The sequence below is a fragment of the Helicobacter sp. CLO-3 genome (assembly GCF_001854545.1).
Taxonomy (GTDB): domain Bacteria; phylum Campylobacterota; class Campylobacteria; order Campylobacterales; family Helicobacteraceae; genus Helicobacter_B.
Genome location: NZ_MLQN01000021.1, coordinates 1 through 14,262, shown reverse-complemented (window position 1 = coordinate 14,262; position 14,262 = coordinate 1). Strand labels below are relative to the sequence as shown.

Annotated in this window: 14 protein-coding genes and 1 pseudogene; 4 read left to right on the top strand and 11 right to left on the bottom strand. The window is 45.4% G+C overall.

Annotation, left to right across the window (positions count from 1 at the left end; genetic code table 11):
• Window positions 1–23: 23 nt before the first annotated feature.
• Both trxB and trxA read right to left on the bottom strand, forming a co-directional pair.
• A complete protein-coding gene (trxB, locus tag BKN38_RS06530; RefSeq protein ID WP_066453423.1) occupies window positions 24–968 on the bottom strand; it encodes a thioredoxin-disulfide reductase in 945 nt (314 codons plus the stop codon).
• A gap of 63 nt (window positions 969–1,031) precedes the next feature.
• Window positions 1,032–1,349, bottom strand: coding sequence for a thioredoxin (trxA, locus tag BKN38_RS06525; protein WP_066453425.1), 318 nt, complete (start codon window positions 1,347–1,349; stop codon window positions 1,032–1,034).
• Between the two features lie 105 nt (window positions 1,350–1,454).
• Here trxA and BKN38_RS06520 point away from each other — a divergent pair, with 105 nt between their 5' ends.
• Complete coding sequence (locus BKN38_RS06520) at window positions 1,455–1,649, top strand: hypothetical protein (protein ID WP_066453432.1); 195 nt, start codon at window positions 1,455–1,457, stop codon at window positions 1,647–1,649.
• A 3-nt stretch (window positions 1,650–1,652) separates the two neighbouring features.
• Here the strand turns inward: BKN38_RS06520 and BKN38_RS06515 are convergent, their stop codons facing one another.
• From BKN38_RS06515 to purC, 7 genes and pseudogenes are all read right to left on the bottom strand, one after another.
• Window positions 1,653–3,245, bottom strand: a complete 1,593-nt coding sequence (locus BKN38_RS06515; protein WP_143000231.1) for a hypothetical protein — start codon at window positions 3,243–3,245, stop codon at window positions 1,653–1,655.
• A 208-nt stretch (window positions 3,246–3,453) separates the two neighbouring features.
• A complete protein-coding gene (locus tag BKN38_RS06505) occupies window positions 3,454–4,968 on the bottom strand; it encodes a YifB family Mg chelatase-like AAA ATPase (RefSeq protein ID WP_066453438.1) in 1,515 nt (504 codons plus the stop codon).
• A 481-nt stretch (window positions 4,969–5,449) separates the two neighbouring features.
• Window positions 5,450–6,073 (bottom strand): annotated as a pseudogene (locus BKN38_RS11940) (1-acylglycerol-3-phosphate O-acyltransferase); the annotation flags it as partial.
• Window positions 6,060–7,364 (bottom strand): hypothetical protein, encoded by a 1,305-nt coding sequence (locus BKN38_RS06495; protein WP_066453443.1) that lies wholly within the window; start codon window positions 7,362–7,364, stop codon window positions 6,060–6,062. The pseudogene BKN38_RS11940 and the gene BKN38_RS06495, both read right to left, overlap by 14 nt.
• 1 nt (window position 7,365) lies before the next feature.
• Entirely contained in the window at window positions 7,366–8,109 is a 744-nt protein-coding gene (purQ, locus tag BKN38_RS06490; RefSeq protein WP_066453445.1) for a phosphoribosylformylglycinamidine synthase subunit PurQ, read from the bottom strand.
• Window position 8,110: 1 nt separating this feature from the next.
• On the bottom strand, window positions 8,111–8,353 hold the full coding sequence (purS, locus tag BKN38_RS06485; protein ID WP_066453488.1) for a phosphoribosylformylglycinamidine synthase subunit PurS: 243 nt from the start codon (window positions 8,351–8,353) through the stop codon (window positions 8,111–8,113).
• Window positions 8,354–8,513: 160 nt separating this feature from the next.
• Complete coding sequence (purC, locus tag BKN38_RS06480) at window positions 8,514–9,290, bottom strand: phosphoribosylaminoimidazolesuccinocarboxamide synthase (RefSeq protein WP_082942406.1); 777 nt, start codon at window positions 9,288–9,290, stop codon at window positions 8,514–8,516.
• 20 nt (window positions 9,291–9,310) lie between these two features.
• On the opposite strand from purC, the gene BKN38_RS11935 reads away from it, so the two are divergent.
• Window positions 9,311–9,442: a hypothetical protein gene (locus tag BKN38_RS11935; RefSeq protein ID WP_256325554.1), complete on the top strand. Its 132-nt coding sequence runs from the start codon at window positions 9,311–9,313 to the stop codon at window positions 9,440–9,442.
• Window positions 9,443–9,571: 129 nt separating this feature from the next.
• On the opposite strand, the gene BKN38_RS06475 is transcribed toward BKN38_RS11935, so the two are convergent.
• Window positions 9,572–10,936, bottom strand: a complete 1,365-nt coding sequence (locus BKN38_RS06475; RefSeq protein ID WP_066453447.1) for a S41 family peptidase — start codon at window positions 10,934–10,936, stop codon at window positions 9,572–9,574.
• Between the two features lie 2 nt (window positions 10,937–10,938).
• Window positions 10,939–11,136: a hypothetical protein gene (locus BKN38_RS10660; RefSeq protein WP_143000230.1), complete on the bottom strand. Its 198-nt coding sequence runs from the start codon at window positions 11,134–11,136 to the stop codon at window positions 10,939–10,941.
• 68 nt (window positions 11,137–11,204) lie between these two features.
• Between BKN38_RS10660 and BKN38_RS06470 the strand changes: the two genes are divergently transcribed.
• The gene (locus BKN38_RS06470; protein WP_156528070.1) at window positions 11,205–11,354 is read left to right on the top strand and encodes a hypothetical protein; all 150 of its coding nucleotides are present in this window, start codon (window positions 11,205–11,207) and stop codon (window positions 11,352–11,354) included.
• A gap of 19 nt (window positions 11,355–11,373) precedes the next feature.
• On the top strand, window positions 11,374–13,941 hold the full coding sequence (locus tag BKN38_RS06465) for an ATP-dependent Clp protease ATP-binding subunit (protein WP_066453458.1): 2,568 nt from the start codon (window positions 11,374–11,376) through the stop codon (window positions 13,939–13,941).
• Window positions 13,942–14,262: the final 321 nt, after the last annotated feature.

Here is a 14,262-nt window from a genome sequence, read left to right as displayed (position 1 = left end):
ATCTAGCAGAATCCAACCAAAATCTATTTATGCGCCAAAGAATCAAGATAGCCAATCGCCTGAAGCGCCGCTGTCGCGCCATCGCCCGCCGCGCACACCACTTGCTTTGGTGCGTTTATGCGTATGTCGCCCGCTGCGTAGAGCCCTTTGACATTGGTATTCATGGAGAGATCCACCACCACCGAGCCATATTCATCGCATTTGCAAAGCTTGCTGCCATCTTCTTGATCGAGCACCTGCGTATTCACATCATATCCGACAAACACAAAAACACCCGGCACGCTTAGCTCTTTTGTCTCTTTTGTTTGCGTATTTTGCAGCATGATGCCAGTGACACCGCTATTATCGCCTAGAATCTCTAGCGGGACATAAGGTGTGAGAATCTCGATTTTTTCATTTGCCCTAGCGTGCTCTAGCGTGATAGGTGCGGCGCGGAATCCATCGCGTCTATGCACGAGATAGACTTTGGCGCACATTTTGGTAAGGTATATCGCCTCTTCTAGCGCAGTGTCGCCCCCGCCGATTACCACGACTTCTTTGTCTTTGTAGAAAAATCCATCGCAAGTGGCGCAAGTGCTTACACCTTTGCCCCAAAACTCATTTTCGCCTTTCACGCCCATGCGCTTTGGACGCCCGCCTGTGGCTAGAATCACCGCTTTAGATTCTACCATTTTGCCATTGCTATGGTGGATTTGAAACACATCGCCATTTTTGCTGATGCGATTTACTTCTACCATTTCTTGCTTTAGCCCAAAGCGGAAGCACTGCTCCTGCCATGGCTCCATAAAATCAAGCCCGCTTTTTATTTCTTTGACACCGGGATAGTTTTCTATCTCGCTGCTGCCTGTAATCTGCCCGCCGGGCATGCCTTTTTCAAACAGCACAACATCTTTTATCCCGCCTCTTGTGGCATAAAGCCCAGCACTAAGACCCGCAGGTCCTCCACCAATAATCGCTAAATTTATCATAAGATTCTCCTAAAGAGGGGATTCTCGCCTAGCAAAAGCCAAAGCGAGAATCTAATTGAAGTATTAAAGAAGAGCGTTTAGTTTGCCTTCTAGGACATCTTTTGTGGCGGCACCTATGACTTGGTCGATAACTTCGCCATTTTTCATAAACAAGATAGTAGGAATAGAGCGGATGCCAAATTTTGCAGCCAAATCTTTCTCATCATCAGTATTTACCTTGCAGATAGCCGCTTTGCCTTCAAACTCGCCGGCTAGCTCATCAATCACTGGCGCTAGCATACGACATGGACCACACCAAGGCGCCCAAAAATCCACCAACGCAACGCCGCTTTTTGTCACGCTCTCGAAGTTGTCTTGTTTTAGCTCGATATATTGTCCCATTTTGTCTCCTTGTGATTTTGGAATTGAGCGATTATATACAAATAGTGTAATTTTTTGGCAAGATTTTTTAGCGTTTTGATAATTTTTCGCGTTTAGGTTGGCGCGATGTGTAGAAACGCGCTAGAATCTAGATTTTGGAAAATAGATTTTGAAATATGGAATCTAGAATCTAGCGAGGCTTTATCTAAACTCCGCCTTTTTAGATTCTGCCTTTTCGCATCCTATTTTTTTAGATTCTGCATTATTGATATTTTTAGATTCTGCTTTTTTGCATCTTGCTTTTTAGATTCTGCCCTTTAGCCCCTATTTTACCAGCACAAAATTCGCGCCCTTTGTCGTATAGAGCTGGTTTTGATACTCCACTTGCCTATCTTTGATAGATTCTTTGAAATACCGCTTCGTGCTCCTATCACTCATCCACAAGCCAAACTCCGTCCCCACCGAAGTCGCATAGCTCACCCAGTCATATCGCAAATCGCTATTCAAAAGCATCGCGTATTCGATGAGGCTTTGGTTGGTCGCATCTATAGAGCTCACGACAAAAAGATTTTCGCGACTTTTTGGCGAGGCGAGCTGCAATATCACGGGGTTGAAATTTATTTGCGTGGAGAGAAAGATTTTTGGCGGATTTTCGGCGTATTCTAGCTGGGATAGGATGAGCCCGGTTTTTGATGCGGCGGTGTTTAGCATCAAAACATTATTCTCCAAATAGCGCTCCTCGACATTTAGCATTTTGTTGAAATGCGAGGCATCTTGGTTATTCATCGCTTTTTTGCGGATGATTTTAGGATTGTATGAAGCGAAAAGTTCGGAGAGATAGCTGCCTATTTGGCTATCATCGGCGTATTCTACGACAGAAGAATCTTTGATGATTGGCATTAGGAGCTGGATTTGCTGCTGGTAGCTGATACCGCCGAAGTAAAGATTTGCCGGGATTTCGCCTTCATCGATGTTTTGCAAAATGCGCTCTTTGTTTATCGTGGGAATATATGTCGGATAGAGCACATTGCCATAGCTTATGAGGTTTTGCACGCCTTGGTGGCTTAGCATCGCGATGACAAAATCGAAGTTTTTTTGTATCACTTGATTGTAGCTAGATTCTAAGTTTGCCACGCTTTCATCCACGCAATCAAACACTTCTAGCTCAAAATCTATCCCCCTAGCGATGAGATATGCCAAAATCGTGTTTGCCACGCTTACAGAATACCTGCCTACAAGCTGTTTTGGGATGATGAGTGCGAGTTTGAAATGGCTAGAATCGCTGGGCTCTCTGCCTATCGCGCCATTTAGCTGGGCTAGCGCATCAGCATAGTAGCCTAGCAGTTTTTTGTCATTGGTGGTTTGGTTAAATTTGGCGAGAAATGAAAAAATTAGCCCTTGATTGTAAAGCTTTTTTAGGCAGCTCTCATTGCATTGTTTATCATCGATGTCTAGGATTTTTTGCGTGGGTAGTGGCAGGGGCGAGATTATCGAGCTTTTGGCGTGTAGCGTGAGTGGTGCAAAAGATAGCAGCGCAAACAGCGCGCAAAATGTAGCAATAAGGCAGAATCTAAGGGGAGAGATTTTTGCGAAACTAGATTTTGCGAAAATAGATTCTGCGAAAATAGATTCTGTGGAACTGGATTTTAAAAAACTAGATTTTGCCAGCGCCAATCTGCCAGCGCTAACGCCAAAAGGTTTTGATGCCAAAATTTTGGATTCTGCGAAACCAGAATCTGCCAGCGCCAATCTGCCAGCGCTAAAAAGCTTTGGCGCCAAAGATTCTGGCAAATTGCTAGATTCTGGCAGGCTGTTAGAATCTGATGAGTTGCTAGAATCTAGCAAGCCACTAGATTTTGATAAGCTGTTAGATTCTGATAAGCCGCTCATTTTTACAAAATTTCCAAAATTTTTCATTTTTCTAAAAACTCCCAAAAATATTTTCTTTACCCAAAACATTTCTACCATTTTAAACATTTTTGCCACCTTTGCCTAAGATTCCGCTTTTGATTAAATTACGCCTCAAATTTTCGCTTGACTTAAGATTCTACCCAAGATTCTACCTTTGCCACCTCGCTTTTGCGCCCAGAATCTAGCCACGATTTTACGCATTTTAGCACATCCACTATGAAATGCGCCTATAACTAAGCGCCTCTAGCAAATGCTTTTTCTCTATGGGCTCGCTCGCATCGATGTCTGCTATCGTGCGCGCCAGCTTTTTTAGCTTTTGGATGCTGCGGTGCGAGAGGTTGAAGCGCTGCGTGGCTTGGTGCAAAAGCGTCATCGAGCCTTCATCTAGCACGCAAAACTCCGCGATTTCTTTCTCGCTTAGCTTGCCATTTAGGCTACTTTGTGCGCGCGATTTTTGCGCTTCAAACGCACCAAACACCGCATCTTGCATCCGCGCAGAATCAATAGAGGGCTTAGCGTTTGTCTCATTTTCTTGCATCTGCACAAACATATCTATCCTATCCAAAAATGGCTCGCTTAGGCGCGATTTGTAAGCGGCTATCTCTTTTGGCGTGCAGCGGCACTCTTTGGTAGGACTTAGCAGATTCCCGCAAGCACATGGATTTTGCGCGCCGATGAAAATAAAAGAAGTCGGATACGCCACCTTGCTATGCACCCTCGAGACGACTAGCTCATTGTTCTCCAGCGGCTCGCGCAGGGACTCTATCACTTCTTTGGAAAAATGCGGCAACTCATCAAAAAACAAGATTCCATTGTGCGCTAGCGCGATTTCGCCGGGCTTTGCTTCATTTTGCGTGGCAGAGCCGATGATAGAGGATTTGGACGCACTTTGATGAGGCGCTCGAAATGGGCGCAGGGGCGAGTATGAGGGCGTCTGCGCGCTTAGGGCTTGGAGCTTGACGCATTCTATCATCTCTTTTAGGCTTATAGGCGGGAGGATGTATCGCAGGCGCTTTGCTATCATGCTTTTGCCACAGCCCGGACTTCCTTCATAGATGATATTGTGAAATCCGCTAGCAGCGATTAGCGCGGCGCGTTTGGCGACTTCTTGGCCTTTGACTTCCAAAAAATCCAGCGCAAAATCGCGCATAAAATAAAACGACTCGCCCTTAATATCTAGCGCGCTAAATTTGAGACTCGCGGGATTTGCACTGCTAGCAAATTCTGGATGCGCGATGATATCAAGCGCTTCTTGCAAAGTATTAGCATAAAAAATCTGCAAATTTGGTATATGGCAAAACAGCTCCTCGCCCGCTTTTGGCAAGATAACTTTGGCGTTTTTGTGGCCCAAAGAGACTTCCAAAAGCAGCGGGTAGATAGTATCGCTATAAGTGAGGCTGCCATCTAGCCCAAGCTCGCCAAAGGCAAACCAATCATCTGGCGTGATATTTTGCTTTTGCAGCGCGATTAGCAAGGCGATAGGCAGGTCAAAGTGACTGCCGGATTTGGCTAAATCAGCGGGCGCTAGATTGATAGCGATTTTTATCGGAGGGAAGGAGAATCCGATGTGATGCAGCGCGCTTTGGATTCTCTGCTTGCTTTCTTGGATGGAGTTGCTAGCAAGTCCGGTGATGACAAATGCGGGCAATGCGCGCACAAAAGTCGCCTGCACCTCGACTATCGCCCCGCCGATGCCACTTCTTGTGGCGCAAAGGATTTTATTTACCATGCTTGCGCCTTTGTGGTGCTGGCGTTTGTGGCGCTTTGGTGCGCGTTTTGGATGCGAAAATATAGATTCTAGTCATTTATTTATCTTTGTTTAGTTGTTTGTAATGATACAAATGCACTTCTTGCATAAGCGATGCAAGCGTGCCATACCAATCATTAGAATCTGCTTTGGTGGATTCTGTGTTTTTAGATTCTACATTTGCGCTTTGGTTAGAATCTAGATTTTTAGAATCCACTTTTTTAGATTCTGCGCCTTTAGATTCTGCATTTTGAGATTCTGCATTTTGGCTAGAATCCAAATCGTGCGCACTAGCATCTCTAGCATCCAGCGCTTCGCCTTGTATTTGCACCAGCCCAACGCGCTTCGCGCATTTATTGCCACTATCGCCACCTGCTTTAGATTCCACGCCAGAATCTAGAGAATCTAGAGAATCTAGAGATTCCGCCTTTTTGAAAATCCTAGCCTTTGGCATCTCGCCTATGGTGAAAGGCTCAAGGCATACCATCCTAGCGACATTTGAGGTGGCTTCCATAGGCGAAGTATTGTATATTTTGCGCGTGTTTATTAGCACTATTGGCTGGATTTTTAGCGAAAAGCGCTCGGCGATGATTTTCGCCCCGGGTTTAAAAGGCAAAAACTTCTCCTTGCCCCTCCCGCGCGTGCCCTCTGGGAAAATCACTATCGGGCGGTTTTGTGCGAGCTTTTCTTTGACAGATTTTAGCAAAAATGCCAAGCCCTTTTTATTCTCCCTATCGATGAGTATCATCTCTGGACCATTCAGCGCATAGCCATAAAATGGTATCTCGCCTAGCTGCTTTTTTGCCACCCAGCAGATATTGCGCGGATGATAGGCTTCTAGGCATAAAATATCCGCCACGCTTTGATGATTCATAATGATAAGATCAGCGCTCTCATCAAAATCGCCGATTTGCTCCAATCGTATGCCTGAAAAGCAAAAAAACAGCCGACAGCCCTTGCGCGAGCTTCTGGCGTTGTTTTTTTGGCGATTTATGAAAATAAAGCAGATGATGATAGCTAGACCGATAAGAATCAGCACGCCTTCATAGATGCCTTTTAGCTTGCATTTTAGGTTATTTAGCATCATCTTTCCTTATCCAGCCGATTTTTTCATCAGGCGTTATGATTTTGTAGTATTGCCCATGCTCGCCGATGATTTTGATATCTATAGGCTTTGATATAGTCTCTAGCAGCGTGGAATTATGCGTAGGCAGAATCCAAATATTCGTCTTTGGCGCGAGGGTGGCTGTTTTGGTATAAAAAAGATAATACAAAAGATAGCAAAAGATAATAGCACTTAGCACCCAAAGGATTTTACGCAGTCGCTTAGCAAAAAAGCTAAGTAGCACAAGCGTCACTATCACACCCACGATAAAAAGCGTCCAATACATAAGATAGGTGTTTTTGGGCTTTAGATTCTCTTGTGTGGCGACACTTTGGGTGGTGGGGATGACTGGGATGCGGATTTGTTCGAAGCGGTTGGTGCTAAGTGAAAAATACTCAAAGTTTAGATTCTGGATGCTTCTAGGCAATATCGCATAAAAAATCGCGCTTGATTTTGCCCCGCCAAAGTTTGAGCGCTCGATGCCCTGCTTTTCGACATTTGGCAGCTTGAAGTCTTCTAGATTTGCGCCGCTTGCAGTGATTTCAAAGGCTAGCAAGTTATTATGCTCATCATAGGGCTTTGCCTTGTAGATTCCTAGCGCCAAATCATCCGCGATGACGCCGACATAGTTTTTGTTTTGGTATAAATCATTGGCTTCGAGATTTATCGGCTCACTTGTCGCAGAATCCACATACGAGCCATCGCTTGAAAGGGCAGAGACTTCAAAGGCTGGGATGCGCGCGGATTTGGCGGTGATTTTAAAGATATAGGTGATTTCGTAGGTTTTTTGTCCGCTTAGGACTACAAACTGATTTGCTATTGCCATATTTTGCGCGCGCGTGGATTCTGATACGCCTTCCTCTGATACGCCATCTTCTGATATTTTTTGCCAAGGTTCATTTGGATTCTCTAGCACTATTTTGTCATTGGTGGTTTTTTCTTTGAAAGAGCTTTGGTTTAGCGAGGCGTGGTTGAAAAATATCGCTCTATAGGTGATAGGCACTTTTTGCCCGATATAAATTGGCGCGCTTAGGATAGATTCTGGCGTGATGTTTTGGAGGTGGATGATGCTTTCAGTTGGGATTTGTGCTGGTGGCATTTGTGCTGGATTTGCTCTTTCTGGCAAATATTGCACTGATGTGTTTGATTCTTCATCTACATCTTGTGGCGCGGCGATAGCAGCGAGCGTCAAAAGGCACGCGCCAAAAATCGCCTTTAGCGCTATTTTTCCTAAAGCTGCCAAAGCCGCTGATTTTGCTACAAAATCTCGCATCCTATGCCTTATAGATAGATTCTAGCATGCTTAGCCCATGCGGTGTGGTGCGCGCAGAAGCAGAAGTAGAAGCAGAATCTAAATCTTGCGCACCCCACATTTCACACGCATAATGCGCGTTTGAAGCAAGCTTTTGCGTGATGTGCTCGCTTGCGCGCTCGGGGTGAGGCATCAGCCCAAAGATATTTTTTTCTTTGTTGCAAATGCCAGCGATAGAATCTATCGAGCCATTTATATCGCAAGCATAGCGCATAAGGATTTGGTCGTTTTCTTGCAAGGATTCTAAGCCCTTTTTATCGATGTAATAGTTGCCATCGGCATGCGCTACAGGCAGCGAGATAATCTCATCTTTTTGATAATCGCGCAAAAATGGATTCTCATTGCTAGCAATTTTTATCGGCGTATTTTCTGAGATAAAATGCAAGTTTTTATTCCGCATAAGCGCGCCGGGCAGCAGCTTCGCCTCTGTCAGAATCTGAAAGCCATTGCAAATGCCTAGAATCCGCCCGCCTTTTGCGCCAAAATCTTTCACCGCTTTCATGATAGGCGCAAAGCGCGCGATAGCACCACTTCTAAGATAATCCCCATAGCTAAATCCGCCCGGAATCACCACGAGTTTGGTCTCTCGCGGCAGCGCCTTTTCTTGATGCCAGATGATAGCACTAGGGATACCCAAAATCCCCTCATAAACATGCTGCATATCAAACTCGCAGTTGGTCCCGGCAAATCGCACGATACTTACCATACTATTCCTTTATGCGCACTTCATAGTCTTCGATGATGGGATTTGCTAGCAAATCATGCGCGATTTCTGTAGCGATGTCTTTTGCCTTGCTGGCATCCACGCCTTCTAGCTCTAGCACTATTTGCTTTTTTACCACCACGCGCGCGACTTGCGAGAATCCAAGCGTGCCTATCGCATGGTGAATCGCCTTTGCCTGCGGGTCAAGGACGCCGTTTTTTAGGTTTATGGTTACTTCTGCTTGCATGTTTTGCCTTTTTTGTGATTTGCTATTTTGTCGTGATTTGCTATTTTGCGTTTGGATTCTGCTTTGCTGGCGTGTGGCGTGCGTGTCGTGATTTGCCACGCTATTTTAAAGCGTTTTGGCGCGCTTTGCGACTATTTTACGCGCTCCTGCCAAACACAAATCAATGCTGTATGCGCTCTAGCACCTCTTTATACGCCTCTTTTAGATTGCCTAAATCTTGGCGGAAGAGGTCTTTATCCATTTTTTTGCCCGTTTTTTTATCCCACAAGCGGCAGCTATCTGGCGAGATTTCATCCGCTAGCAAGATTTCACCCTTTTCATTGCGCCCAAATTCTAGCTTGAAATCAATAAGATTTAGCCCCTTTTTGTCAAAAAAATCTTTCAATATCGTATTTACCTTTTTTGCCTGCTCCCGCAAAATGTCTAAATCCTGCTCGCTTTTGATGATGCCTAGAATCTTGCAATGCTCATCTGTAATGATAGGATCGCCCAGCGCATCATCTTTATAATAAAACTCCACAAGCGTAAAAGGCAGCACTTTGCCATCCTCGATGCCTAGCCGCTTGCTAAGCGAGCCAGTCGCGATGTTTCGCACTACCACTTCGATGGGGATTATCTCTACTTTTTGGCAAAGCATATGCGTGTCATCTAGGCATTTGATGAAGTGGCTTTTGATGCCGTTTTCATCCAATAGCTTAAAAAGCACGCTGCTTATGAGGCAGTTTAGCGCGCCTTTGCCTTCTTCGCTGCTTTTTTTCTGCGCGTTAAACGCGGTCAAATCATCTTTAAACTCCGCGATGACTTCGTTTGCATTCTCTGTAGCAAAAAGCTTTTTACCCTTGCCTTCATAAAGCATTTTTTGGAGCATTTTTTGTTTGCCTAATTGTGCTTGCTGCGTTTGTTGTGTTTGCTGCGTTTGTTGTGTGTTTTGGCTCATTTTTCCTCCTTTGAGTTTTTGTGAGATTTTGTGAAATTTGTGCGCCAGAATCCAGATTCCACAAATGCCAGAATCTAAAATCTAGATTTCAAAAATGCCAGAATCTAAAATCCAGATTTTGCGATTTGGATTCTCGCCCGCTTGGATTCTAACAAGCGCTTCTAAAAGCTAGATTCTAGCATTTTAGAATCCAAAACTAGATTCTAGCACTTTAGATTCTAGCCGCCTTATTTTTTACATTCTCACCTTTATTGTTTATTTGCGCTTGGTTTAGCCGCGCCTTATTTCGCGGCATTTGCCTTAGCATCTTTTGGCTTTTTGGCAGTATCTAGTATCGCCCACGCCTTAAGCGCGTCAATCGCGGATTTTAGCTGGATATCGCTAGATACATCCGCATGCGTGATGCTTTTTTGCGCTTCTTGCAAGGAGGCTTTGGCAGTGTCTTTGTTGTCTTTGTTTTCTATCTTTTTTAGCTCATTTTGCAAATGGTTTCGCAAATCCGCCTCTTTTATCTCAAAGCCACTCTCACTATGTGGCACGCTTCCGGGATACACGATGATATCAGGCGACACGCCCACAGCTTGTATCGTCCTGCCGCTTGGCAGGTAGTATTTGGCAGTGGTTAGCTTGATGGCTTCTGTCGTATTTATGGGGATGACGACTTGCACGCTGCCCTTGCCAAAGGTATCTTCGCCGATGATTATCGCTCGGCTGTGGTCTTGCAGCGCACCCGCTACGATTTCACTCGCACTCGCTGTGCCCGCATTTACTAGCACCGCGATAGGAAGCTGGGCGTAAGGCGCTCTGCCATTTGCCTTATACACGATGTTCTCCTCTTGTAGCTTGCCTTTTTGTGAGACGATGATACCCTCTTTTATAAAGAGGTTTGACAAATCCACCGCTTGGTCTAGCAGCCCGCCCGGATTATTGCGTAAATCAAGCACCAAGCCCTTGATTTTGCTATGCTCTTTTAGCGCTTGCTTTACAGATTCTGTGACATTTTTGTCAAAAGAATTGATACGCACATAAAGATAAGGCGTATCATCGATGGCTTTGGCATACACAGATTTTACTTTGATAATGTCGCGCACGAGTTTAAACTCTAGCGGTTTGCCCTCGCCCTTTCGCACGATAGTGATGTTTATCGCGGTTTTTGGCTTGCCGCGCATGAGATTTACCGCATCATCGATATTCATTCCTATCGTGCTTTGGTCTTCGATTTTCAAAATCACATCGCCGCTTTTTAGCCCCGCTTTTTGCGCTGGCGTGTCATCTAAGGGTGCTATGACAGTGAGCGCGCCATCTTTGATGCCAACCGTTATCCCAAGCCCGCCAAACTCGCCATCGGTTTGCGTTTTTAGCTCTTTGTATTTTTTCTCATTGAGATAGGCAGAGTGTGCGTCGAGATTGGCGATAAGCCCATCTATCGCCTTATCGATGATATCATCTATCCCCACTTCATCGACATAATACGCCTCAATAGTCGCAATCGTCTTTGCGAGCCTATCATAAGCCTGCGCGCGCTGCTTTTTGGAATCTACTGCGGGCGCTTTGGGGCTGCCTTGCGTGAGTGCTGTGAGGTTGCTAGTGGTGAGAAAAACCCACAAAAAAGCGATGCCTATGCCAAACAAAAAATTTCTACTCATCATCAAACCTTTCTAAATAATAATGCAGATAAAATAAGCAAAGCTCGCCGCCAAGCCACAAACTCCGCAAACTCCGAGAATCTAATCACAGAATCTAAGACTAGGTATGTTTTAGATTCTGGTATTTTGGATTCTAGCGTGCAGGCGGATTTTGGCGTTTGGCGCGAAAATGTCTGGCATTTTATCCAAAAATATCTCAAAAAATTATGAAATTACAAACTTTGCTTTTTTGACAAAATCTTTGCAGATTTTTCACAAATCTATGCGTATGTTTATAAATAAACTTGACATTAAACGACTAAACTTATATAATGCCGGACTTATAAAGCTTGCTAGATTCTGGCACGCCAAAAAGGCAAAAAAGCAAAGACGCCAAGAACGCGCCAGAATCCAGCCAAGCCAAGCTATCGCCGGATAACCGGATAAAAGGAGCCATTATGCTAGATAAAATGACAAACCAACTAAAAGAAACACTAGATTCTGCGGCATCGCTTGCCATGCATGCCAAAAACCAAGAAATCACCACTTCGCATTTGATTTGGGCTATGCTTTTGGATTCTCAAAGCATCCTAAACCAAGCGCTAAACAAAATGAACGCCGAGCGCGCGGAGCTAGAGCTAGCGGCAAAAAGCGCGGTAGAGCGCCTGCCAAAAGTATCTAGCATCGAAAAAGAAGGCATGCGCATCGACAAAGAGCTTAGCAACGCGCTAGAAAACGCGCTAGGCTTTGCCACGCAAAATGGCGACAGCTATGTTGCGCTTGATAGCTTCATCATCGCCAATATCAAGGCGGATGCGTTTAAGCAGATTCTAGGGCAATACATCGATTTAAGCGAGCTAAAAAAGACACTAGAATCCATACGCGGCGGCGTGAAAATCGAGAATCAAAATGATGACTCAAACCTAGAAAGCCTTGCAAAATTTGGCGTAGATCTCACGCAAAAAGCGCTTGAAGGCGCGCTAGATCCAGTCATCGGGCGGGATGAAGAGATTTTGCGGATGATGCAGATTCTGATACGAAAAACCAAAAATAATCCCATATTGCTAGGCGAGCCCGGAGTGGGGAAAACTGCGGTGGTAGAAGGTTTGGCGCAGAGAATCGTGCGTAAAGAAGTGCCTTTGAGCCTGCAAAATAAACGCGTGATAGCGCTTGATCTAAGCGCGCTTGTGGCTGGCGCGAAATATCGCGGCGAGTTTGAAGAGCGGCTAAAAGCGGTTATCGATGAAGTGAAAAAAGCCGGCAATATCGTGCTTTTCATCGATGAGATACACACTATTGTCGGTGCTGGGGCGAGTGAGGGCAGCATGGATGCGGCAAACATCCTAAAACCAGCGCTTGCGCGCGGCGAGCTACACACCATAGGCGCTACCACGCTCAAAGAATATCGCAAATATTTCGAAAAAGACGCCGCTTTGACGCGCAGATTCCAGCCTATCGCGCTAAATGAGCCAAGCGTAAATGAAGCATTGCAGATTTTGCGCGGCATCAAAGAGCGCCTAGAAGCGCATCACAAAGTAAATATCACGGATTCTGCACTGGCGGCTGCGGCGAAGCTTTCTAGCCGATATATCACGGATAGATTTTTGCCAGACAAGGCAATAGATCTCATCGATGAGGCAGCGGCGGAGCTAAAAATGCAGATAGAATCCGAGCCGCATGAACTAAGCGCGATAAAAAGGCAAATCCAAACGCTAGAAGTCGAGAGAGAAGCGCTAAAAATGGAGAAAAAAGACACCAACAAAGCGCGCCTAGAAGAGATAAAAAAAGAGCTAAGCAATGCCAATGAAGAAAAAATGCGCCTAGAAGCGCAGTTTGAAAACGAAAAATCAGTGTTTCAAGAAATCGCGCAAGGCAAGGATAAAATCGAATCATTGAAAAACGAATCCGAGCGCGCCAAACGCGAGGGCAACCTGCAAAAAGCTGCCGAAATCGAATACAGCCTTTTGCCACAAGCGATACAAGATGAGCAGAATCTAAACGCCAAATGGGAGCAAATGCAAACCAAAGGCACGCTGCTTAAAAACGCTGTGACAGAAGAAAGTATCGCAGGGATTGTTAGCCGCTGGACGCAAATCCCTGTCAAAAAGATGCTCCAAAGCGAGAAAGAAAAGATTCTAGGCATCGAAAATGAGCTAGGCAAAAGCGTCATCGGACAAAGCGAGGCGATAAAAGCCATCGCGCGCGCTATCAAGCGCAACAAAGCGGGACTTAGCGATAATGCGCGCCCTATCGGCAGCTTTTTGTTCTTAGGACCAACAGGCGTTGGCAAAACACAATCCGCTAAGGCGCTGGCGAAATTTCTCTTTGATAGCGAGAAAAATCTCATCCGATTTGATATGAGTGAATATATGCAAAAGCATGAAGTCAGCCGCCTTGTAGGCGCAGCGCCCGGATATGTGGGCTATGAGGAGGGCGGACAGCTCACAGAAGCGGTGCGTAGGAAGCCTTATAGCGTGGTGCTTTTTGATGAGATAGAAAAGGCGCATCCAGATGTGTTTAACCTGCTTTTGCAAGTGCTTGATGATGGGCGCTTGACAGATAATAAGGGCGTGACGGTGGATTTCAAAAACACTATCATCATCCTTACAAGCAACATCGGTAGTGATAAGATTCTCGAGATAAGCGACAAAAATGCGCGAGAAGCCGCGGTGAAAGAGGCGCTCAAAGGCTTTTTCAAGCCAGAATTTCTAAATCGGCTTGATGATATGGTGATATTTAACCCGCTTGATATGTCTAGAATCACGAGCATCGTGGATATATTGCTGGAGGGCATCGCCAAAAAGCTAGCTGATAGAGGCATCAAAATCTCGCTCACACCAAAGGCAAAAGAGTTTGTCGCGCAAGTGGGCTTTGACCCGGTGTTTGGCGCGCGCCCGCTCAAAAGAGCGCTCTATGAAGAAGTCGAAGACCGCCTAGCCGAGCTTATCTTGGAAGATAAGCTAAAAGATGGCGATAGCGTGGAGTTTGACAGCGATGGCAAAGGCTTGAAGGCAAAAGTGAAGTAGGATTTGGCTAGATTCTGGCAGTCTTGCAAAACTTGTGAGAATCTGCTAGTTTCTAGCGGGACTAAAAGCGCGGATTTGAAAACTTAAGATTTTGCCAGAATCCACAAAAACCCACATAAAAAGCTTGCATAATCAAAAACCTAGCGTTAAAATCTAGCGTTAAAAACCCAGCCACAAAACCCAGCAATAACACTTACGCGCCGCCTAGTCGCATTATGCCTGCCACTATAGCAGATATCACGCCCACTAGCACATATCCTGCAAATGCCGCCGGTCTGCTCTCATCATCAAACAAGCAAGCCACCGATACCACCGCCCAAA

Bases quoted from the DNA above. Each gene is read 5' to 3' on its own strand.
- trxB (WP_066453423.1), bottom strand. From the start codon at position 968: ATGATAAATTTAGCGATTATTGGTGGAGGACCTGCGGGTCTTAGTGCT.
- trxA (WP_066453425.1), bottom strand. From the start codon at position 1,349: ATGGGACAATATATCGAGCTAAAACAAGACAACTTCGAGAGCGTGACA.
- BKN38_RS06520 (WP_066453432.1), top strand. From the start codon at position 1,455: ATGTGTAGAAACGCGCTAGAATCTAGATTTTGGAAAATAGATTTTGAA.
- BKN38_RS06515 (WP_143000231.1), bottom strand. From the start codon at position 3,245: ATGAAAAATTTTGGAAATTTTGTAAAAATGAGCGGCTTATCAGAATCT.
- BKN38_RS06505 (WP_066453438.1), bottom strand. From the start codon at position 4,968: ATGGTAAATAAAATCCTTTGCGCCACAAGAAGTGGCATCGGCGGGGCG.
- BKN38_RS06495 (WP_066453443.1), bottom strand. From the start codon at position 7,364: ATGCGAGATTTTGTAGCAAAATCAGCGGCTTTGGCAGCTTTAGGAAAA.
- purQ (WP_066453445.1), bottom strand. From the start codon at position 8,109: ATGGTAAGTATCGTGCGATTTGCCGGGACCAACTGCGAGTTTGATATG.
- purS (WP_066453488.1), bottom strand. From the start codon at position 8,353: ATGCAAGCAGAAGTAACCATAAACCTAAAAAACGGCGTCCTTGACCCG.
- purC (WP_082942406.1), bottom strand. From the start codon at position 9,290: ATGAGCCAAAACACACAACAAACGCAGCAAACACAACAAACGCAGCAA.
- BKN38_RS06475 (WP_066453447.1), bottom strand. From the start codon at position 10,936: ATGAGTAGAAATTTTTTGTTTGGCATAGGCATCGCTTTTTTGTGGGTT.
- BKN38_RS06470 (WP_156528070.1), top strand. From the start codon at position 11,205: ATGTTTATAAATAAACTTGACATTAAACGACTAAACTTATATAATGCC.
- BKN38_RS06465 (WP_066453458.1), top strand. From the start codon at position 11,374: ATGCTAGATAAAATGACAAACCAACTAAAAGAAACACTAGATTCTGCG.